This is a genomic window from Caulobacter sp. UC70_42 (assembly GCF_044056025.1).
Classification (GTDB): Bacteria; Pseudomonadota; Alphaproteobacteria; order Caulobacterales; family Caulobacteraceae; genus Caulobacter.
The window spans coordinates 3,608,204-3,629,856 of record NZ_CP171994.1 but is presented as its reverse complement, the minus strand read 5'-3'; the positions used below and the strand labels follow the sequence as shown (position 1 = coordinate 3,629,856).

Annotated in this window: 11 protein-coding genes and 3 pseudogenes; 10 read left to right on the top strand and 4 right to left on the bottom strand. The window is 65.1% G+C overall.

Translation table 11 applies throughout. The annotated features are described in order from the left end of the window. The first annotated feature begins 19 nt into the window (after nt 1–19). The 4 genes from ptcA (at nt 20) to ACHMW8_RS18075 (ending at nt 4,584) form a co-directional block, all read left to right on the top strand. Nucleotides 20–1,066: a putrescine carbamoyltransferase gene (gene ptcA / locus ACHMW8_RS18090; RefSeq protein WP_395443328.1), complete on the top strand. Its 1,047-nt coding sequence runs from the start codon at nt 20–22 to the stop codon at nt 1,064–1,066. Nucleotides 1,067–1,069: 3 nt separating this feature from the next. Then, a complete protein-coding gene (locus ACHMW8_RS18085) occupies nt 1,070–2,515 on the top strand; it encodes an APC family permease (protein ID WP_125157749.1) in 1,446 nt (481 codons plus the stop codon). A 41-nt stretch (nt 2,516–2,556) separates the two neighbouring features. Further along, nucleotides 2,557–3,681, top strand: a complete 1,125-nt coding sequence (gene aguA / locus ACHMW8_RS18080; protein ID WP_395443327.1) for an agmatine deiminase — start codon at nt 2,557–2,559, stop codon at nt 3,679–3,681. Between the two features lie 189 nt (nt 3,682–3,870). Continuing rightward, nucleotides 3,871–4,584 (top strand): carbamate kinase, encoded by a 714-nt coding sequence (locus tag ACHMW8_RS18075; protein WP_395443326.1) that lies wholly within the window; start codon nt 3,871–3,873, stop codon nt 4,582–4,584. Nucleotides 4,585–4,838: 254 nt separating this feature from the next. On the opposite strand, the gene ACHMW8_RS18070 is transcribed toward ACHMW8_RS18075, so the two are convergent. Together ACHMW8_RS18070 and ACHMW8_RS18065 are read right to left on the bottom strand one after the other, a co-directional pair. Further along, nucleotides 4,839–5,312, bottom strand: coding sequence for a hypothetical protein (locus tag ACHMW8_RS18070; RefSeq protein ID WP_395443325.1), 474 nt, complete (start codon nt 5,310–5,312; stop codon nt 4,839–4,841). A gap of 53 nt (nt 5,313–5,365) precedes the next feature. Next, complete coding sequence (locus ACHMW8_RS18065; protein WP_395443324.1) at nt 5,366–5,938, bottom strand: MarR family winged helix-turn-helix transcriptional regulator; 573 nt, start codon at nt 5,936–5,938, stop codon at nt 5,366–5,368. A gap of 67 nt (nt 5,939–6,005) precedes the next feature. Here ACHMW8_RS18065 and ACHMW8_RS18060 point away from each other — a divergent pair, with 67 nt between their 5' ends. Together ACHMW8_RS18060 and ACHMW8_RS18055 are read left to right on the top strand one after the other, a co-directional pair. Beyond that, entirely contained in the window at nt 6,006–7,520 is a 1,515-nt protein-coding gene (locus ACHMW8_RS18060) for a serine hydrolase (protein WP_395443323.1), read from the top strand. A 57-nt stretch (nt 7,521–7,577) separates the two neighbouring features. Next, nucleotides 7,578–7,892, top strand: a pseudogene (locus ACHMW8_RS18055) (hypothetical protein); the annotation flags it as partial. 207 nt (nt 7,893–8,099) lie between these two features. Here the strand turns inward: ACHMW8_RS18055 and ACHMW8_RS18050 are convergent. Both ACHMW8_RS18050 and ACHMW8_RS18045 read right to left on the bottom strand, forming a co-directional pair. Then, a pseudogene (locus ACHMW8_RS18050) lies at nt 8,100–9,668 on the bottom strand (TonB-dependent receptor domain-containing protein); the annotation flags it as partial. A gap of 579 nt (nt 9,669–10,247) precedes the next feature. Further along, nucleotides 10,248–10,772: pseudogene (locus tag ACHMW8_RS18045) on the bottom strand (TonB-dependent receptor plug domain-containing protein); the annotation flags it as partial. Nucleotides 10,773–11,484: 712 nt separating this feature from the next. Between ACHMW8_RS18045 and ACHMW8_RS18040 the strand changes: the two are divergent. From ACHMW8_RS18040 to ACHMW8_RS18025, 4 genes are all read left to right on the top strand, one after another. Further along, nucleotides 11,485–12,318 carry an IclR family transcriptional regulator gene (locus ACHMW8_RS18040; protein WP_395443322.1) on the top strand — a complete coding sequence of 278 codons (834 nt, stop codon included), beginning with the start codon at nt 11,485–11,487 and terminating at the stop codon, nt 12,316–12,318. A gap of 441 nt (nt 12,319–12,759) precedes the next feature. Beyond that, nucleotides 12,760–16,164: a glycosyl hydrolase gene (locus ACHMW8_RS18035; RefSeq protein ID WP_395443321.1), complete on the top strand. Its 3,405-nt coding sequence runs from the start codon at nt 12,760–12,762 to the stop codon at nt 16,162–16,164. A gap of 743 nt (nt 16,165–16,907) precedes the next feature. Then, nucleotides 16,908–18,068 carry a hypothetical protein gene (locus ACHMW8_RS18030; protein ID WP_395443320.1) on the top strand — a complete coding sequence of 387 codons (1,161 nt, stop codon included), beginning with the start codon at nt 16,908–16,910 and terminating at the stop codon, nt 18,066–18,068. A 453-nt stretch (nt 18,069–18,521) separates the two neighbouring features. Then, nucleotides 18,522–21,623: a PAS domain S-box protein gene (locus tag ACHMW8_RS18025; RefSeq protein WP_395443319.1), complete on the top strand. Its 3,102-nt coding sequence runs from the start codon at nt 18,522–18,524 to the stop codon at nt 21,621–21,623. Nucleotides 21,624–21,653 lie beyond the last annotated feature (30 nt).

Here is a 21,653-nt window from a genome sequence, read left to right as displayed (position 1 = left end):
CTTCGTCGCGAGGTTCGCCGTGCGCCATTTCATCGATACCCAGGATTTCACCAAGACCGAGCTCGTCTGGCTCATGGACCTCATCGGGCTCCTGAAGACGGCCGACCGCGACCGCGCCCTGCCTCCGCTGCTGGCAGGCGCATCGCTGGGAATGATCTTCGAGGAGCCCTCGACCCGGACGCGGATTTCGTTCGAGGTGGCGATGACCAAGCTTGGCGGGCACGCGCTCTATCTCAAGCCAGGCGAAATCCACCTGGGCGTGCGCGAGAGCATCAAGGACTCCGCGCGCGTGATCAGCCGCATGGTCGACGCCATCGAGGCGCGCACCCTCAAGCACGCCACGGTCACGGAACTCGCCCGCTACGCCAACGTGCCGGTGATCAACGGCCTGACCGACTACAACCACCCCACCCAGGTGCTCTGCGACGTCTTCACCATGCGAGAGCATCGGCCCGCCGGTAAGCCGCTCGAGGCGCTCAAGGTCGCCTTCATCGGCGACGCGACCAATGTCTGCTCCTCGTTGATGATGATCTGCACCCAGATGGGCATGGAGTTCGTCCACTGCGCGCCGCCGCGCTATCAGGCGCCCGAAGCCTGGCAATTGATCGCCCGGGCCAATTGCGTCCAGTCCGGAGGGCGGTTCTCCGTGACCGACGACCCGGTCCAGGCGGTCGCCGACGCCGACTTCATCTACACCGATCTCTGGTGGTGGGTGGGCCAGGAGGCCGAGATTCCCGAGCGGCAGGCCGCCTTCATGCCGCGCTACCAGGTCAACGACGCCCTGTTGGCCAACGCCCCGCCTCACGCCAAGTTCATGCACTGCCTGCCGGCCTCGCGGGGCGTCGAGGTCACCGACGCCGTCATGGATGGGCCTCGGGCCATCATCTACGATCAGGCTGAAAACCGACTGCACGCCGAAAAGGCCATTCTCGTCGCCTTCGTGCGGCCGCACCTGAGACTTCCCAGCGCCAAGCGCTCGGCCCGCCACGCGCACGCGATCGGCGCCTTCCTCGACGATCATCAACTGGACGGCGCGGCGACGCCCGCCGCCGCTCTGGAGGCTTGAGTCATGGCCAAATCTCCCGCCGCCCCGACCCGCGCGCGCTTCGCCCGCGTCATGGGTCTGCTCGACGTAACCCTGTTCACGGTCTGCGCGATCCTGGTCATCGACACCCTGGCCGCCTCGGCGGCGATCGGCCCCTCGGCCCTGAGTTGGTGGGTGATCACATTCGCCCTGTTCTTCATTCCCTATGGCCTGATCACCGCTGAACTCGGCGCGGCCTATCCCGGCGAAGGCGGCATCCAGACCTGGATCCGTCGCGCCTTCGGCGATCGTTGGGCAGCGCGCGCCACCTGGTACTACTGGGTCAACGTCGCGCTGTGGATGCCCTCGGGCTACATCTTGCTGGCGGGTCTGATCGCGCAGATCACCGGCGTCGAGATGGGCCTGTGGTCGAAGATCCTGATCGGCGTGGGCGCGACCTGGCTGACCGTGCTGATCGGCGTCACCAGCCTGGCCGCGGCCAAGTGGGTGCCCAATGTCGGCGCCTTCATCAAGGCCGGCATCATGCTGCTGATCGGCGGTGGCGGCATCTACGTCCTGGTCACCCGCGGCGCGGCCAACGACCTGTCGTGGGCCAGCCTGATGCCGCATTGGAGCGCGGGTTTGGGTTTCCTTCCGGTCATCGTCTACAACTTCATGGGCTTTGAACTAGTCTCCGGCGCGGGCGAAGAGATGCGCAATCCCGCCCGGGACGTGCCCATCGCGGTCATCACCGCCGGCCTGCTGATCTCAGCCTTCTATCTCCTGGCCACGTTTGGCATTCTGGTCGCCCTGCCCGTCAAGGATATCGGCCTGATCAAGGGTCTTCTGGACACCCTGAGCTCGCTGCTGGCCGGAGCGCCGGGCCTCGACGTAATCATCATCGTCGTCGGCGTCGGCGCGGTGTTCACGATCCTCGCCAATCTGGTGACCTGGTCGATGGGCGCCAACCGCGCGGCCCAGTCCGCCGCCGCCGACGGCGAACTGCCCAAGGTGTTTGGCTGGCAACGCAAGTCCAACCAGACCCCGGTCGGCGCCTATCTGCTCACCGGTCTGGTCTCGACGGTGGTGATCATCGCCTATGGCGTCTTCGCCCGCAGCGCCGAGGATCTGTTCTGGTCGCTGTTCGCCTTCAGCTCGGTGATCTTCCTGCTGCCCTATCTGGTGCTCTTTCCGGCCTTCCTGACCCTGCGACGCAAGGATCCGACCACGCCCCGCCCCTACCGGGTTCCGGGCGGCGCGCTCGGCGCCGGAGTCCTGGCGGGCGTCTGCACCCTGTTCATCGCCCAGGCGATCATCTTCTTCCTGTGGGTTCCGGGGGTGGCGATCGACTGGAGCAAGACCGGGCCGATCCTGGGCGGCGTCATTGTCACCCTGGTGCTGGGCGAACTGGTGATCGGGACCATGAAAGCCAATCGGCGCGCGAACACGCCGGAATCTGACCCGCCCGCCGAACCTGCCCGTCCACGCTGATTTCTCCACTCGCCGCTCAATCACATTCGGAAGGTCCCGCCATGAGCCGCCTCCTGACCACCACGCCGCGCGCCGACGGCTTCCGCATGCCCGCCGAATGGGAGCTCCACGCCGGATGTTGGATGCTTTGGCCCGAACGCTCAGACAACTGGCGCGGCGGCGCCAAGCCGGCCCAGCACGCCTTCGCCGCCGTCGCCGCCGCCATCGCTCAGGGCGAACCGGTCACCGTCTGCGCCTCGCCGGCGCAGTACATCATCGCCCGTGAAATGCTCGACCCGACCGTGCGCGTGGTCGAGATGACCAGCAACGACAGCTGGATCCGGGATTGCGGGCCGACCTTCGTCGTCAACGCCGCCGGAGAGGTTCGCGGCGTCGACTGGAAGTTCAACGCCTGGGGCGGTCTTGTCGGGGGACTCTATTTCCCATGGGACCAGGATGACCTGGTCGGCGAGAAAGTCGTCGAGATGGAGGGCGACGACCGCTACGGCCCGGACTTCATCCTCGAAGGGGGCTCGATCGATGTCGATGGCCAGGGCGCGGTCCTGGCGACCAAGGAGTGTCTGCTCAACCCCAATCGCAACCCCGGCCTCCGTCAGGACGAGATCGAGCAAAGGCTGCGCGACTATCTCGGAGTCGAGACCGTGATCTGGCTCGATCAGGGCGTCTATCTCGACGAGACCGACGGCCACGTCGACAACATGTGCCGGTTCGTGGCGCCCGGCGAGGTCGTGCTGACCTGGACCGATGACCAGGCCGACCCACAGTACGCACGCTCGGCAGCCGCGCTCGAGCGACTTTCCGTGGCGCGTGACGCACGGGGTCGCCCCTTGCGAGTCCACAAGGTCTATCAGCCGGCGCCCGTCCTGATCACGGCCGCGGAGGCCGCAGGCGTCGACAAGGTCCCGGGCACCCTGCCCCGCGAGCCCGGCGACCGGATGGCCGCCTCCTACGTCAATTTCTATATCGGCAACGGCGTGGTGGTCGTCCCCGCCTTCGACGACCCGATGGACGCGCCCGCCCAGGCGCTGCTGGCTGAGTGCTTTCCCGGCCGAAAAATCCTGCCGGTTCCGGCTCGCGAAATTCTCCTGGGCGGCGGCAACATCCACTGCATCACTCAGCAGGAGCCGTTGGGGCAACGGCCGGCGGCGATCCGGCGGCAGGCCTGATGCGCCAAGTCATCGCCCTCGGCGGCAACGCCCTGCTCAAGCGCGGGGAGGTCGCCTCGGCGGACAATCAACGCCACAACGTGGCGCGAGCGGCCGCCAGCCTCGCGATGGCCTGCGACGGCGTTGAGACCGCGCTCGTCCACGGCAATGGCCCACAGATCGGCCTGCTCGCCCTGCAAGCGGAAGCCTATGCGGCCGCGCCAGCCTATCCCCTCGAACATGCTGGGCGCGGAGTCGCAGGGCATGATCGGCTATGTGCTAGCCCAGGAGTTGCGCAACGCGCGGCCCGAACGGCAGGTCGCGACCTTGCTGACCCAGACCCTGGTCGATCGCCGTGATCCGGCCTTTCAGCGGCCCACCAAGCCGATAGGGCCCGTTTATACTGCCGAGCAGGTCCTGGCCTTGGGCGAGACACGCGGCTGGTCCTTCGCCAAGGACGGCGCCGGTCAACGCCGCGTCGTCGCCTCGCCCGCACCCATCGAGGTCATCGAACAATCAATCATCGAGCGCCTTATGAGAGACGGAACGCTGGTGATCTGCGCGGGCGGCGGCGGCGTTCCGGTGGCCAAAGACGCGGCCGGCCGGTTGATCGGCCTGGAGGCGGTGATCGACAAGGATTTGGCCGCGGCCCTGCTGGCGATCCGGCTGAACGTCGACCGACTTGTCATCCTGACGGACGTGGAGGCGGTCTATCGCGACTGGGGCGGTCCCTACGCGACACCCCTGAGGATGATCCGCGCCGACGATCCCGCGGGACAGACCTATGCCGAAGGCTCGATGGGCCCCAAGGTGCGGGCCGCCCGACAGTTCGCTTTAGCGACTGGACGCGAAGCGTTTATCGGCTCTCTCGACGACGTCACGGGCGTACTGGCCGGCAGCAGCGGAACGCGGATCACGCCTTGAGCCGAAAGAAGGCGCGCGATTGTCGAGCCGCCCACCGTTCAAGCTCTTAACTTGATGGCCCCCACTCGCCGACGCTGGTCCTCCTCGTTTGAGTGGACACCCATGCTAGCTTTTCGGAGGTGGAGAGGAGTGTCTGATGAGCATGAAGCGCTCGGGCTTCCTGTCTGAGATCAAATAACAGGAATCAAACGAGCGTCGGGTGGCGCGCCCGACGTTCAGGTTCGGCGGCGGCGTCGGCGATCCACGGGAGCGGATCAGCCGGCCTCGTCCACGACAGCCTCGTAGATGGTCGTGCGATCCGGCCCCTCATATATGTGAAGTAGCGTCCACGTGTCGCCGCGCTGCGCCACGATCACGCGCATTCGATCGCCGAACAGACCGTCCGCGAAGCCGGTGGGCGCGACCTTGCCCGAATTGAAGATCAGCGCGCCCATGCCCGAGCCACACGCCCTTTCGCCCACGCATGAAAAGACCGTACGGAAGCCGGCAGACTGTAATAGGCCTTCATAGTAACGGCCGACCTGCGCGGTCGCTGTGGCGGGGGTCAGAACATAATCGATATGCGTGACGTCGCCGGTCATCTGCCGCGCCAGCGAAGCGGCCTTCTCGTCGCCAATACGACTGGCCGGAATGATCACGGTATCCTGCGACGACGCGCGATAGGCGTGGATCTCAGCGCCTTCGTAGCGAGGCAGCAGCGGGTGATCCTCACCAGGCGCTTCGGCCATGGCGGTCGCTGAGAAAGACATCGCCAGACATAAGGCCAGGACCGATACCGGTTTCATTCTCGATGTACCTCCGATGCAGGCGGGGCCGGCGCTCTGCCCAACCGGCGCAAGATCATCGCCAGGGCGTCCCTCTGGTCGGTGTCCAATTCGGCCAAGGCGTCGTTCGCCAGTGCAAATCTCGCATCGATCAGCGCTTCGACCTTTTTCACACCCACGTCCGTAAGCCGCGCCGTGAGCCGGCGTCGGTCGGCAAAGGCGGAGCGCCGTTCGATCAGCTTCAGCGTCTCCAGCCGGCGCAGGCATGCAGTCATCGCCCCGGAGGTCAGCAGAACATTATGCCGCAGTTGGGTCGGCGACATTTCATGGGGCGGACCGATCCGGCACAGCGTCGCCAGAACGTCGAAGTCCGAATAGGACAGGCCATGAGGACGCAGCAGCCGCGTCACGTGCTCTTCATACGCGCGGCCCAGGCGGATGACCCGGCCGACAACCTGCATGGGCTCGGGCCGGGTATTGGGCCGGGTCCGTCGCCACTCGTCCACGAGCATATCGATCATGTCGGCGTCGTCGCGCTGAGCCATCGCGATACGGTAGCCGGGAATCTCGATCGGCAACAGCCTTGACATGAAGTATCTTCATATAAAGTAATCTACGTCGAACTGAGGCGAGATGAAGCAGACCGGGAGACGGGGCTTGGCGGTATCGATAGTCGAACGCAGACGAGCATGGCGCTGGGCGATGATCGGAATGGCGGCCTGGAGCGCTGCGCTGGCTGTCAGCGCGACACCCGTCGCGGCGCGTACGCAGGCGGCGCTGGCGCCATCCACTACCGCCCCTGCCGGAAAAGCGCTCGATACAGCGCTGGACGCCTATCTCGCCGCAGCGACCAAAAACGAGCAGTTTTCAGGCACGGTGCTGTTGGCGCGAGATGGCAAGCCGGTGTTCGTGCGCAGCTACGGCATGGCGAATTACGAACTGGGCGTGCCCAACAGCGCGGACACGGTGTTTCGCCTCGCATCGGTCACCAAGCAGTTCACCGCACTGGCGGTCATGCAGCTTCAAGAGCAGGGCCGCCTCAAGGTCGATGACCCGATCTGCCGCTATCTGGCGGACTGCCCGGCTGCATGGCGGCCGATCACGATCCGCGAGTTGCTGAACCATACGTCGGGCATCCCCAACTTCTCCAGCCTGCCCGACTGGGACGAAGTGCTGTCACGGCGCGACTATACGCCGGCCGAGCTGGTCTCGCTGTTCCGTGACCTGCCGCTGAAGTTCACGCCGGGCGAGAAGTACGACTATTCCAATTCCGGCTACCACCTGCTCGGCCTCATCATCGAACGCGCATCGGGAATTGGCTGGGGCGAGTATGTGCAGCAGCGTATTTTCAACCCGCTGGGCATGACGCACAGCGGGGACGACAATACTCGCGCGTTGGTGCCGCATCGCGCATCCGGCTATTATTCGCTTGGCGCCACCTTCATCAACGCGCCGATCATCAGCCGGACGGTCGGCTATGCCGCGGGTGGGCTGTATTCCACGGTCGGGGATCTGCTCCTGTGGGACCGGGCTCTCGCCCCAGGCAAGTTGCTCGGCCAGGTCTCGCTTGATGCGATGTTTACGCCGGCCAAAAGCGGCTACGGTTTCGGCTGGCGGATCGGCGAACGTTTCGGCCGACGCGAGATGGATCATTCGGGCAGCGACAACGGCTACTCAACCTACATCATCCGCTTCCCCGCTGATGGCCTGACCGCGATCGTGCTGAGCAACAGCGATCGTGCGTCGGCGGGCAAGGTCGGCAATGCGATGGCGGCGATCGCCTTCGGTCAACCAGTGACGCTGCCGACGGCGCAGCTGCGCGAAATCCTATGGGAGCGGATCGATCGCGACGGCGTCGCCGGGGCGATTGCTCACTATGGCGAACTGAAACGGTCTGGGGCCAAGCTGGACTTCGGCGACGACGCGCTCGTCGGGTTGGGATATGATTTGTACGAGGCGCGCCGTTATGCGGACGCCAAGGCGATCTTCCGCTTCAATCTGACGATCTATCCCAAGTCCGCTTACAGCCATGATGGGCTTGCGGACATCGCAGTCGCCGAAGGTGATCCGAAGCAGGCGATCACCCTGTTCCGACAGTCTTTGGCTCTCGACCCGACCAACAGCTACGCCAGCGATGCCCTGAAACGACTCGGCTCGTCGGCGCGTGATTGACCCCGTCACCCTTCCGACACCGGCGTTGCCGCAGCCGGGGCCAAGATGACAGACGATATGATCGAGGACATCCGCCTGATCCAGCCGAGAGCTGCGAAACCTATGGATCGCTGCGCGGCCTGGCCGCACTGCCCCGCCGCACCCGCGCCACCGACAACCGCCATGGCTATCCGATCGCCCCCAACAGGCTCGCCCGCAACTTCCAGTCCGCGCCCCAGGCCAGGTCTGGCTCGCTGATCTGACCTACATCATCCCGACCGGCGAAAGCTGGCTCTACCTGGCCCTGGCTCAGTCGGAGATCACCCCAAGACCGAGCACGTTCATCACCGGATCTACGCCACCCGCGCCGAGGCCAGGCGCGATCTGTTCGGCTAGCTCTCTGGACGGCTGGTGCATCACTCGGCGCGCTTTTCCCCGAACTCTCACCTTCTAAGATCGAGGTCGGATAGAGGGCGCGACGCCCCGCGCCGAGGATTGCCCTCCCCATCTCCGAAAAAGCGGCCCCCGGCGTTTATTCGCCGGAGGCCTAGCAGCAGGAAGCTTTACGTCGGGAGGTGTGACGTTGGCTTTATGGAAGTCCTACCAGCGCTTGCGCAGGCCGACCGTCCACATCCGCCCGATCGGGTTGGATCGGGTGAAGTCGATATTGCTGGCATTGGTGTCGGCGAAGGTCGGCGGATCTTGATCGGTCAGGTTCGACACGTCGAGCGAGAGCTCGATGCCCGACAACAGCCCCTCGCCTTCCGGCGCATAGCCCAGGTGCAGATCGACGGTCTTGAAGGCCTTGATCCGCTTGTTGGTCGAGGTATTGACGTAGCTGCCGGTGTAGTTGCCGAACAGCACGGCCGTCCACGCTCCGTGGCTCCAGCTGGCATTGCCGCGCCCCAGCCACTTGACCGCGTAGTTGGTGTCCAGACGCGAGCTGGTGCGGGTGTCGCCATTGATGGTCTGGCGGAACTTGGTCAGGCGCGTGCCGCCGACCCCGAAACCCAGATTGCCGACGTCGGTGGTCACGCGATAGCGCACGTCGTAGTCGAGGCCTTCGATATTCTGGGTCGCGAAGTTCTGGCGCCGCAGGTCGTAGACCGCCGTCGGCAGGGCCGTCACGTCCGGATAGACCAGGCCATCGTGACGCATCGAACCCACGGCCGTGGTCACCTGGGCCGCCGTCGGGTTGTAGATCCGATAGCGGTCATAGAGCGGATTGTTCGGCTCGGTGACGACGTTGAAGCCGGGGAAGGTGATGACGTTCTTGTAGTCGATCTTGAAGAAGCCGAGGCTGGCCGACAGGCCCGGCAAGGCGTCGGGCTTGAAGTCGAAGCCCAGCGAGTAGGTGTCCGCCGTTTCGGGCTTCAGCGTGTTGCCGCCGGCCAGGATGATCGAATAAGCGCCCGGGGTCGTGCTGCCGGTGAAGTCGGCGAAGCGGATCGCGCGGGTGTCGATCGCCGTCGAGGAGTCGGCCATGCTGGGCGCATGGAACGAGGTGCCGTAGCTGCCGCGCAGCTTAAAGCCGTGAAACAGCTCCCAGTTGACGCCGATCTTCGGGTTGGTGGTCGAGCCGACGTCGTCGAAGTCGTCATAGCGCAGCGATAGCGACACATCGATGCTGCGAGCCAGAGCGATGTTCTGAGCCTCACCAATCACCGGAATGAACACCTCGCCGTAGACCGAGGTCACCTTGCGCTCGCCACGGACCGAGACCGGCGCGGTGACCGGCGCGCCGGCCTGGGGCCCTTCGCGATAGGTGGCCGCGAAGGTCTCCTGGCGGCGGGTGACGCCAAAGGCGCCCTTCACTCCGCCGGCTGGCAGGTCGAACAGCGTGCCCTGGACCTTTGCCAGTCCCTCGAGCAGGGTCTGGCGGACCGAGTAGCGGCTCTCATAGTCGCCGACCTGGCGCAGCAGGGCCTGGCTGGTCGCGGGGCCGACACCATAGGGATTGAGCGAACCGTTGGCCGCCGAGCTCGTCACCAGGCTCTGGTTGATGCCGTACTGGCGCACGATGTCGCGCTCGAAGCCGTGGTTAATCTCGGCCGAGGCTACCCAGTCGCCACCAAGCTTGTACTCAGCGCCCAGCAGGCTAGAGACCGTCCGGGTCTGCGTGCGATTGGTGAAGGTGTCGCCAAAGTCGCCGACGGGATTATAGGTCACGGTATGCGCACCGGCCGGAACGCCCAGGTTGCCGGTGACGTAGTTATAGGCCGGGCCTTGGGTGACCGTGACCGCCAGACCAGCTTTGGAGTTGTCGCGGCTGTTGACGCCGACGTCGGTATAGACCTCGCGACGTGAATACAGGGCCGAGCCATAGACCGAAAGCCTGTCGCTCAAATCCTGGGTTACCGAGATCAGGCCCTGGTGGCGATGCTGCTTGGGATAGAGATCGCTGGCCTGGTTGCTCTCACACTTGTTGGGAGGGCCGGCTATCGCGCCCGCGCCCGACAGGGCGTAGGTCGCGCCGCCGACCGTGACGTTGGCGGGCGCGCAGATCGTCGAGCGGTTGTCCGTCCCGCCGATGGAGACCTGATTGTCGGTGATGTAGCTGCGTTCGAGACCACTCAGGTGACTATTGGCCGAATAAGCATAGTCGACCAGCAGCGAGCCACCGTCCCAGGTCTTGCCGAACAGCTGGTTAAAGCTCTTGCTTGTGTAGCCGTCGGCGACCCCGTAGTTGGCCGAGGTCTCCGCGCCGTTGAAGTTCTTGCGGGTGATGAAGTTGATGACGCCGGCGACGGCGTCCGAGCCGTAGACCGACGAGGCGCCGTCGGCGACCACTTCCACGCGTTCGATAGCGCCAGGGGGGATGGAGCTGGGGTCGGGCGCGCTCTGATTGATACCCGCGCCAGGCAGACGGTGACCGTTGAACAGCACCAGGGTCAGGCCGCCGCCGCCATTGCCCGCACCAATACCGTGGATCGTGGGCTGATCGACGATGTTGGCCTGATTGGCGCCGCGGTTGCCGCCCGTGGCGTTGAAGTTGCTGACTGTGGGCGTCGAGCGCAACAGTTCGGTGGCGTTGGTGGCCGGCACCTGCTTGATGTCTTCTCGGGTCACTGCGCTCAACGGCGAGCCGACCGGCGCGACGCCGCGGATCGAGCTGCCGGTGACGACGACTTCCTCGACCGCGACCGACTCGTCCCGAGACGTCGTCTGAGTCTGCGCCTGAGCCTGAGCGCTTAACGCCAGCACGCCAGCCAGGACCGCCGAGCCGGCGAGCAGGCGGTTACGCAGAGTTCCGCGAACGAATGACGACGACATGGACGTTGCTCCCATTGTTCGGGCGAAAAGCGCCCGATTTGTTTTTTCGGGGATGCAGAGCGGCGCTCGCCCTCCCCGACCGGCTGAACCTCCGGTTACGACAACGTTATCGTAATCCCATTTTTTGGCAAGCAGGCCCAACAAGTGATATTGTTGTGCGTTGCAGATCTGCAACTTCTACCCAGTTTGGGGCCGCATTGTCCGAAACGACGAGCCCTCTTCAAGCGCAACCGGAGGGCTGGAGACGAGACTCGATCTCAATAAATGGGATTTTCGAGCGGACCGTGAGGAGTCTAACTGGAGCGACCAAGCTTGCGCACCACACGCCGTTGCGGATGAGTCCGCCGAACATCGCCAGGCACAGGGCGGATGGACCGATCCATAGCGGGCCCGCGCGGGTCGAGAGGCCGTCCATCAGTGACCGCCACCCTGGTGGCGCAGCCCGCCCCCGAACCACAAACGCGCGCGTTGATCTCCAGGAAAGCTACGGATCACTCGATAATTGGGATGGCGCGGCTTGGGACGACCGCACAGCCGATAGGATGAAACCGAGAAATTAACCGAGCGCTGCGCCGAACCCCACTATGCCTGCGCGTTTACAGGTGTTTCCGCCCGTGCTTCCGCCCGCGCGGAAGCCTCCCGAACGTCGGCGCGAGCGCTTGAAAGCGTCCCATCGCCTAAATAGGATAGCTGTAAGATGGAATCTCCAGCGTTGATCGAGGCGGATGGCGACGAAGCCAAAGGCGGCGCGGCCAGCCGCACGCTCGTGCGCGGCCTTGAGGTGCTGCATGCGGTCAGTTGCGGGCACGCCGAATTGGGAGATCTGGCGACCACGCTTGGCCTGACCCGCAGTACGACGCATCGCCTGGCCTCCACCCTGGTCGAGCACCGCTATCTGAGCTTCACACCGCGCGTGGGCTATTCGCTCGGCCCCAAGCTCCTCGAGCTGGGCTTTATCGCCGGCCGTCAGATGAACGTCACCAAGGCCGCACGCGAACACCTCGAGCTGCTGTCGAGCGGCTCTGGCGACACCGTCCATCTGGGCGTACTCGAGGGGGGCAAGGTCCTCTACCTGGACAAGATCCCCGGCAGCCGGCGCGTCGATATCAGCTCGCGGATCGGCGAGCGTCAGCCGCTGCGGTCGACGGGCCTGGGTAAGGCTCTGTTGCTCGACGAGCCGACCGCGCGCCTGCGCGACATCTACGAAGCCGAGCAGCGCGAAGGATTCCGCTACTCCGTGGAGCTGTCCGAATGGCTGCGGCGGATGAAGGACTATCGCGCCTCGGGCGTGGCTTTCGACCTGGAAGAGAACGAAGACAGGGTTCGGTGCGTCGCCGCCCCCATTCGCGACGTCAGCAGTAAGATCGTCGCGGCGATCAGTCTGTCGAGCGCCGGACAGTACATGGACGACACGCGCATGGAGCGCTTGACGGCTGACGTCAAGGCGGCGGCCGAGGCCATCAGCCGCGATCTTGGATGGCGTGCCGCCCAAGCCAATATCGCCGGCCCTTCAACAACCGCGAGCCGCAAACGCGGGCCGGCGTAAGAAACATTGAGGCTGCTGAATGCCGGTGACCGGCGCCTCGCAGCCGCTGACACCGCCGCCCAAGTCGAAACCGCCCAGTCCTTCATGCAGGCCGCCATCGACGCGTCCGGCGACTGGACCGCCGAATGCGCGACTGCCAGAACACCGGCGTGGAGTTCGACGTCGAGGAAAACGCCTACAAGGTGCGCAGCGTCGCCGCCCCGGATCGATCACCGTGACGGCGAATCCGACGGGCGCATCCAATTGATCAACCAATGGATTTACGCGTCATCTCTTTGAAGGCTCGCTGGAGACCGGCCGTAGACTTGACAAAAGGAGCCCCGCTGAACAGTATCAACTTATAAACAATAATCTCATGGGATGGGACGAAAGGGGTCGCTTTTCTCCAGATCCCGTGGGGCCTTCAGCGCCGACTCGTTGGCCCTCGACGAAAGCGTCCCGATGACCCAGCCCTCCCCGCGCCGCCGCGCCAGCTTCGCCTGCGCCCTGCTCCTGGCATCCAGCGCGCTGAGCGCGCCCGCCCTTGGCTTGGCTCAGGGCGCCGCCGATCCGCTGGCGGCCGGGTTTCAGTCTCCGCCGGAATCGGCCAAGCCCCGCGTCTGGTGGCATTGGCTTTCAGGCAACGTGTCCAAGGCCGGCATCACAGCCGATCTTGAATGGATGAAACGCATCGGCCTGGGGGGCATGCAGATGTTCGACGGCGACCTCGGCGCGCCCAAGGTCGTCGACCACCGCATCGCCGCCCTGACGCCCGAATGGCGTGATCATCTGAAATTCGCCGCCGCCGAAGCCGATCGCCTGGACCTGGAATTCGGCATGGCGGCCGCGCCGGGATGGAGCGAGACCGGCGGTCCTTGGGTCAAGCCCGAGGCAGGCATGAAGAAGGTCGTCTGGGCCGAGACCCAGGTCACGGGCGGCAAGCGTCTGGCCGCGCCCCTGACCTCGCCACCGCGTCAGTCCGGGCCTTTCCAGGACGCGCCTCACGTCGACTTCACCGGTAAGCCGCTCGTCGGCCCCGAACATTTCGACACCATTTCGGTGCTAGCCTATCGCCGTCCGACCGGGGACATGCCGCTGAGCGCCCTGGCACCAAAAATTTCGACCCAGGGTGTTGAGGGCGCGGCAAGCCTGCTCGTCGACGGCAAGCTCGACCAGTCGGTGGTCCTGACCGATCCCAAGCCGGGCGCGCCGGTCATCATCAGCTTCGATTTCGACAAGCCCCAGATCATCCGCGCCCTCACCTATGCCGGTCCGGTCGGCGATCGCTTCAACACCGGTCCTGGCGGTCGCCTGGAGGCGAGCGCCGACGGCAAGGCTTGGACGGTGGTCGCCGCCTTGACCGGAGCCGGGCACAATCCCGCGCCCCAGCGCACCTTCGCCTTTCCCGAAACGACCGCGCGGCATTTCCGCGTCATCTTCGACCAGCCGGCTACCACCGAGAACCCCTGGCCGCGTGGCCCGGTGAAGGTCGCCGAACTGGCTCTGACGCCCGGAGCCCGGGTCAATCACTTCGAGGACAAGGCCGGCTTCGGCGTCGCTCCCGAGGACGAGACCCTGCGCACGCCGGCGGTCACGCCGGGCGCGGCCATCGCCTCCAAGGACATCCTCGACCTGACCAGCAAGCTCAGGCCTGACGGTACGCTCGACTGGACGCCGCCGAAGGGCGAGTGGTCGATCCTCTGGCTCGGCTACTCGCTGACCGGCGAGGTCAACCACCCTGCCACGCCGGAAGCCACCGGCCTGGAGGTCGACAAGTTCAATCCCGCCCACGTGCGCGACCACCTGGACGCCTATCTCGGCCCGGTGGCCAAGTCGCTGAATGACCTGGTCGGGGCCAAGGGCCTCAGATACATCATCACCGACAGCTGGGAGGCGGGCGACGAGAACTGGACTGAGGCGATGGCCAAGGAGTTCAAGTCCCGTCGCGGTTATGACATGACGCCGTTCCTGCCGGTCCTGGCTGGCAGGGTCGTCGACAGCGCCGAGGTCAGTGACGCCTTCCTCTGGGACTTCCGTCGCACCCTCGCCGACCTGCTGGCCGAGAGCCACTACGGGACCATCACCCGCTACGCCAAGGAACACGGGCTGGGCTACTACGGCGAGGCGACCGGCGCGGCTTGGCCCACAGTGGCCGACGGCATGCTCGCCAAGAGCCTGACCGACATTCCGATGGGCGAGTTCTGGGACATGCCGTTCGGCGGCGAGGCGGCCGCGTTCCAGGGCGTGCGCAGCGACGAGTTCCCGGCCGATATCGTCGAGACCGCCTCGACCGCGCACGTGTACGGCAAGTCTCTGGTGGCGGCCGAGTCCTTCACTTCGTCCCAACCCCTGTGGACCCGGACCCCTTGGACCTTGAAGTGGATCGCCGACCGCTACATGGCCATGGGCGTGAATCGCCTGGTGATCCACACCTCGCCCCACCAGCCCGATACGGTCGAAAAACCCGGCCTGACGCTCGGCCCGTTCGGCCAGACCTTCACCCGCAACGAAGCCTGGGGACCGCTGGCCAAGCCCTGGGTCGATTATCTGTCCCGCAGTTCCTTCATGCTCCAGCAGGGCGCGCCCGTCGCCGACCTGCTCTTTTTCTATGGTGAGGGCGCGCCGTCGGGGGTTCCCTATCGAGAAGCGGCCAAACCGGGACCGGTCGAGGGCCACGGCTACGACTACGTCAATGCCGACGCGCTCTTGCGGCTGGCCAAGGTGGAGGACGGCAAGATCGTCTTTCCAGGCGGGGCGGCCTATTCGGCCTTGGTGCTGCCCGACACCCTCGATCGCATGACCTTGCCGCTGCTCGAGAAGCTCACCGCCCTGGTCGAGGCCGGCGGCGTTCTGGTCGGACCGCGGCCGCAGGGCTCGCCGAGCCTGGCGTCGGACGATGCGGCCGTACAGGCCGCGGCCCGCAAGCTCTGGGGCCAAACCGACGGCCGCATGGCCACCCGCGCCGATTTCGGCAAGGGCCGGGTCTACTGGGGCAAGACCCCGGCCGAAGTCCTGGCCGACCTCAAGGTCGTGGCCGACTTCGACTATACCCGGCCAAGCGTGGAGACCAAGCTGATGTTCGCACATCGACGCTTGGCCAACGGCGCCGAACTCTATTTCGTCACCAACCAGACCGACCGGACCGAGACGCTCGACGCGATCTTCCGCACCAGCGGCAAGGCGCCGGAAATCTGGCGCGCCGACACCGGCGGGGCCCGCGACGCCGGCTACCAGTTCGACAACGGCCGCACCACCGTGCCCCTGAAGCTGGCGCCCTACGACGCGGTCTTCGTGGTCTTCCGCAAGCCGGCGACCGCGCCGGCGGCCGCGGTGGCCGAGCCAGTCGAGCGAAAGGTCGCGACGGTGTCAGGGCCCTGGTCGCTCAGCTTCGAAGCCAACAGGGGCGCTCCGGCCAAGGTCGAGAAGACCGCCCTCGGTTCCTGGACTGACAACGCCAGCGCCGACATCAAGTACTATTCGGGCGTTGGGACCTACAGCCACGCGATCAAGGTCGATCCGAACTGGCTCAAGGGCGGCCAGCGACTGACCCTTGACCTGGGCCGGGTTGGCGACGTCGCCGAAGTCTGGCTCAACGGCAAGCGCGTTGGCGGCCTCTGGAAGGCGCCCTACCAGATCGACGTCACCGAAGCGGCCAAGCCCGGCGACAATCAGCTGGTGGTGAAGGTGGGAAATGTCTGGCTCAACCGCTTCATCGGCGATCGCCAGCCCGGCGCGACCAAGCAGGCCTTCACCAACGCCGCCGAGGGCGGCGGCTTTGCGATGCTCGGTAAGGGCATCAGCAAGGATAGCCCACTTTCGCCGTCGGGCCTTATCGGCCCCGTCACCCTGTGGAGCGTTGGGCGCTAGGTGGTGGTGACGATCGAGCTATTTGAGCCAAAGCATGATTGCGACGTGGCATGATTTTTCCTTTTGTTTCAAAAACTTGAGTGTGGCGTCAGTGAGCATGAACGGCTCCTGCGCACCCCGAAAACCGCGAAAAAGGCCGCAAAATACCGTCACGCTTAAAACGCCACGGTGGAAGCGCCTTTTCCTGAGCGAATTCAGGGGCTTGATGCTGGAAAAAGCACCGTCAGGCCTGACTTGCCGTGACGGTGTCAGCCGCCCGGCCTCGCGAGCAAGGTCGCGGCGACACCGTCAGACGCACGAAATGTGAACTGGCTCCACCGATCGCCGCCGATCATTGGAGATTCAGAATACAAATTATTTCAATAATTTAGGCTATATTCGCGATGGTCCGCGAAGGTCCCGAAAGGACCCTGAATCACTCCCACTCAATTCCAGTAATTACACCAACCCGTTGAATTTATTACGTTTCAGCGATCACGCGTTCGTGTATACCTGTGATCAATACCGCTAAATATTAGCGTTTTGAATTCACTCAGCAATTCGAATGCTTGACATATAGCGGCGCGCATGGATCGAATTCGCATCACATCGCGACAAATACCTTAAACCTACTCTCTATATCTTTCGATAACCTTCAGCATCATTCACGATCTATCGCGAACGCCATCGGCATTTCGCCTCTCGGCACGACCCCTGGGCCGCAGCCTTGGTCGCATCCCTCCCAGAACAGCGCGAGGAGCAAAATGGACGAAGCTCTGAGTCGGCAAGCACTCTACGACTTGGTCTGGTCTGAACCGATCAAGGCCGCTGCGCAGCGGCTTGGCGTGCCCGAGGTCGCGGTCAAGAAAGCCTGCATGAGCGGCGACGTGCCGGTTCCATATAGTGGCTACTGGACCAAACTCGCGGCCGGGCAGCCGATCAGGCCCATTCCCCTGCCCTACCGCACGCCCGGCGCAAACGAGATGCTGCGGATCGGCGAGCTAGACTATCAAGCCTCGCGGGCTACGCCGGAAGCGCAGCTGGCTCAGCCCCTACCGAAACCGCCACGCTTCGAAGAATCCCTGGAGAGCGTACGCGCCCGATCGCAGGCGCGATTGGGCGCGGTCAAATACGTGCGCGACCTTTCCAGCCCATGGGCCGGGTTGCGCCAAATCCTTCAGGAGGACCTCAAGCGCGCTGCACGCCAGCGCTCAGAGAAGGCGGCATCGCCCTGGAACAAGCCGCTCTTTGAAAGCGGGTTCGAAAAACGGCGCTTGAGAATCCTCAACAGCCTAGGCCTGGGTATGGCCAAGGCGCGGGCCCGCATTGAGGTTCGCGGCAAGGCTGGCCGGGACGTCTCCGTCCTCGTCGGCGATACTCGGGTTCCGCTTCGCCTGGACCACCCCCTGGCGGAGCCGGACAGGCAAGGCCAGTGGCAAGTCCGACAAGGCCCAGCCGACACCTTGAGGCTGATGATCGGGCCGAGTACAGGCCGCGCGGACGGCTACCAGGTCTTCTGGGAAGAAGTCGCCGACGATCCGCTTGAGGAGCGCCTGTCCGCCGTGGCCCTGGAGATCCTGGTGGCCGGCGAAGTGGAGTTTCGGGCCGAGGCCGCGCGCGCTCATGCCCGACAACTTCAGTACAGGGAGCAACTGGCTCAAACGATGGAAAGGCGACGGGTCGAGCCCAGGAAGCAACCCGATCCCCCGATCTCCTTCCCACAACAGGGGCGCCAACATCTGCTCACCCAAGCCGCCGAATGGCGCGCCGCCCAGGATGTCCGGGACTTCGTGGCCGCAGTTCTCGCCCGATCAGATGCGACGCAGTCCCTGATGGCGTGGGCAACTTGGGCGCTGGCGGAAGCCGACGCGCTCGATCCAGTCACGTCCCAGGTCCCGATATTTTCCAAGGCGCTGAAAGCCTAAGGCGCGGCTTGGCAGTGCGATGTCCCGCGCGGACTCGCCGATAAATTTCATCCCGTGACTGTCTCCCATGAGCGTTTGAGACGTCTCAGAACGGCGCACCAGGTGATCTTGAGTGAGGAACGGTCAGTTGGCCAAAGGACCCGAAAAACCTACGACCCGCACCGCGACCGGTCCTAAGCAACGTTCGAGAAGAACGCCGGCAGTGGTCGTGGTCACCGACGACTGGCCCGATGACGTTCCTATAACTGTACAGGAGGTAAGGGTGATCGAGACCCATCTCAGCTCAGTCCTCGATGAGCTTCTTGGCCCCCTGTGGTACAAGCCAGCATCCGAACCACCACGTCGTCCTCGACGACGAGGATAGGCCTGGCGAACTGAAGCCGAGCTTTGGCGTTGATGAGGCGCCTGCCCTCAAGCTTCACGGAGCGGCAGGATAAGTGGGGGAGTTGAGCCATGCCGGATGAGATGGAACGGCGACAATCCATTCCAGCCTTTCCGGCCGGCGACGGTGACCTGGCACGCCTGATCGAGGCCTTTGATTGGAGCCGCACCAGCCTTGGCCCGAAGGCGGCCTGGCCCGCTCATCTCAAGACCGTCATCAGCCTGATCCTGCGCTGTCATGTGCCGATCGTCACCCTGTGGGGCGAGGATGGCGTGATGATCTACAACGACGCCTATTCGGTGTTCGCTGGCGGCCGCCACCCCGCGCTGCTCGGCTCCAAGGTCCGTGAAGGCTGGCCCGAGGTCGCCGATTTCAACGACAACGTCATGCGCGTGGGCCTGGCGCGGGGCAATCTCAGCTACCAGGACCAGGAGCTGACCCTGCATCGCAGCGGCCAGCCCGAACCCGTATGGATGGACCTGGACTACTCGCCGGTGCTCGACGAGGCTGGCCGTCCGGTGGGCGTGATCGCCATCGTCATCGAAACCACCCAGAAGGTCCTGGCGCGGCGGGTGCTCAACGAGTCCGAGGCGCAGCTGCGGCGCGCTCAGGAAGCCGGCGGCGTTGGCCTGTTCACCATCGACATCCTTCGAAACGAGCTGCGCGGCACCCCGGAGTTCTATCGGCTGTTCGGCCTGCCTCAGGCCGATGTCGCTCCGCCGGAAGCTATTCAGCGTCTGGTCCTGCCTGAAGATCGCTTGTCCATATCCGACGCGGCGACCCGGGCCAGCGGCCAGGCACCGCTCGACGTGGAGTACCGCATCGCGCGCGCCGATGACGGCCGCGAGCGCATCATCGCCCGGCGCGGCGAGTATGAGCGGGACGAGGACGGCCGCCCCGTGCGCCTGATCGGCGTGGTGCAGGACGTCACCGAGCGCCGCGCCGAGCAGCGCGCCCTGGCGCAGAGCGAAGCGCAGTTTCGCGCCCTGACCCAGGCCTTGCCCAACCAGGTATGGACCGCCACGCCATCGGGCGCCCTGGACTGGTTCAACGCCCGCATCCTGGAAGACAGCGGCCTGGAGGTCGAGCAGCTGCTCGGCGAAGGCTGGTCGGTGCTGGTGCATCCCGACGACTTGCCGCTGACCACCGAGCAGTGGGCGACCGCCCTCGCGACCGGCGAGACCTACCAGAACGCGTTTCGGCTTCGAGATCGTGACGGGCGTTATCGCTGGCATCTGAGCCGCGCCGTGCCGTTGCGCGACCCCGGCGGCGCGGTGGTTCGGTGGGTCGGGACCAACACCGACATCCACGCGCAGAAACTGGCGGAGGCGCAAAGCACCCGCGACCGCGACCGTATGTGGGCGATGTCGCCAGACCTTATGTTGATCTGCGACCTCGATGGCATGATCACCGCCGCCAATCCGACGGCGACCCGGTTGCTCGGCTGGGAGCTCGACGAATTTGTCGGCCGCAGGCTTTCGGAGTTCATCCACCCTGGCGATCTGGACTCCACGGCCGCTGAACTGGGCAAGCTGGCGGCGGGCCGCACCACCCTGGCTTTCGAGAACCGTTACCGCACCAAGGACGGCGGCTATCGTCTGCTCGACTGGACCGCGGTGCCCGAAGCCGGGCGCGTCCACGCCGTGGGCCGCGACATTACTCAGGAGCGGGCGATCGCCCGCGATCAGGAACGCATCTGGACCCTGTCTCCGGTCCTGAAGATCGTCGCCGTCCAGGACGGCGCGATCTCGGCGATCAACCCGGCCTGGACCCACGTGCTGGGCTGGAGCAACGCTGAAACCTTGGGCCGATCCTTGAGCGATTTCCTGGCGCCGGAGGCTCAAGACGCAGGCGCGGCGATCCTTGAGCGATTGGCCCGCGGCGAAAGGGTCCGCGACGAGCAGATCACGCTGCGCACGCGCGATGGCCAGAACCGCCACATCATCTGGACCTTCGCCGGCGAGGCCGACACGGTCTACGGCTTTGGGCGGGACGTCAGCGAGCAGCGCCTGGCCGAGGAAGCCCTGCGCCAAAGCCAGAAGATGGAAGCCGTCGGCCAGTTGACCGGCGGCATCGCTCACGACTTCAACAACCTCCTGCAGGGCATCACCGGCAGCCTGGACCTGGTTCAGAAGCGCATCAGCCAGGGGCGCCTGTCGGATCTAGACCGCTTCATCACCGGGGCGATGAACTCGGCCGCCCGCGCCTCGGCCCTCACCCACCGCCTGCTGGCCTTCTCTCGCCGCCAACCCCTCGATCCTCGCGCCGTGCGCGCCAATCCCCTCGTGACCTCGATGGAGGATTTGCTCCGCCGGACCCTGGGCGAGCGGATTGAGCTCGAACTGGTGCTGGCCGGTGGTTTGTGGATGACGCGTTGCGATCCCAACCAGCTGGAGAGCGCGATCCTGAACCTGGCGATCAATGCCCGCGACGCCATGCCCGATGGCGGCAAGCTGACGATCGAGACCGGCAACGCCCATCTCGACAGCCAGTACGCCGCCCGGCAAAGCGACGTCGCGCCGGGCCAGTATGTCTGCGTTTGCGTCACCGACACCGGGGTGGGCATGGACGAGGCGACCATCGCCCGCGCGTTCGAACCGTTCTTCACGACCAAGCCCATCGGCCAGGGCACGGGCCTGGGCTTATCGATGATCTATGGGTTCGCGAGACAGTCGGAGGGCTACGCCAAGATCTATAGCGAGGTGGGCAAGGGCACGACGTTCAAGCTCTATCTGCCCCGCTTCCAAGGCCCGGCCGAGGAAGACCAAGCCCTGCCCGAGCTCTCCGAAGCGCATCAGGCCCATGCCGACGAAACGGTCTTGGTGGTCGAGGACGAGCCGGTCGTGCGCGGGCTGATCGTCGAGGTCCTGAGCGATCTGGGGTATCGCGCCGTCGAGGCGGCCGACGGCAACCAAGGCCTGGAAATCCTGCAGTCCAAGCGCAGGATCGACCTGATGATCACCGACATGGGTCTGCCGGGGCTCAATGGCCGCCAGATCGCCGACGCCGGACGTCAGCTTCGGCCCGATCTGAAGGTGTTGTTCATGACCGGCTATGCCGAGAACGCCGCCCTGGCCTCCGGTTTCCTGGAGCCGGGCATGGCGATGATCACCAAGCCGTTCGCCATGGAGCTCCTGGCCACGCGGGTACGCGACATCCTCGGGGAAGCCTGATCGACCGGGCCTTGTCGGGGCGATCGATCG

What these genes read in the sequence shown, in the direction of transcription:
- ACHMW8_RS18085 (WP_125157749.1), top strand. Translation starts at nt 1,070, where the DNA reads ATGGCCAAATCTCCCGCCGCCCCGACCCGCGCGCGCTTCGCCCGCGTC.
- aguA (WP_395443327.1), top strand. Translation starts at nt 2,557, where the DNA reads ATGAGCCGCCTCCTGACCACCACGCCGCGCGCCGACGGCTTCCGCATG.
- ACHMW8_RS18075 (WP_395443326.1), top strand. Translation starts at nt 3,871, where the DNA reads ATGCGGCCGCGCCAGCCTATCCCCTCGAACATGCTGGGCGCGGAGTCG.
- ACHMW8_RS18070 (WP_395443325.1), bottom strand. Translation starts at nt 5,312, where the DNA reads ATGGCCGAAGCGCCTGGTGAGGATCACCCGCTGCTGCCTCGCTACGAA.
- ACHMW8_RS18065 (WP_395443324.1), bottom strand. Translation starts at nt 5,938, where the DNA reads ATGTCAAGGCTGTTGCCGATCGAGATTCCCGGCTACCGTATCGCGATG.
- ACHMW8_RS18035 (WP_395443321.1), top strand. Translation starts at nt 12,760, where the DNA reads ATGACCCAGCCCTCCCCGCGCCGCCGCGCCAGCTTCGCCTGCGCCCTG.
- ACHMW8_RS18030 (WP_395443320.1), top strand. Translation starts at nt 16,908, where the DNA reads ATGGACGAAGCTCTGAGTCGGCAAGCACTCTACGACTTGGTCTGGTCT.
- ACHMW8_RS18025 (WP_395443319.1), top strand. Translation starts at nt 18,522, where the DNA reads ATGCCGGATGAGATGGAACGGCGACAATCCATTCCAGCCTTTCCGGCC.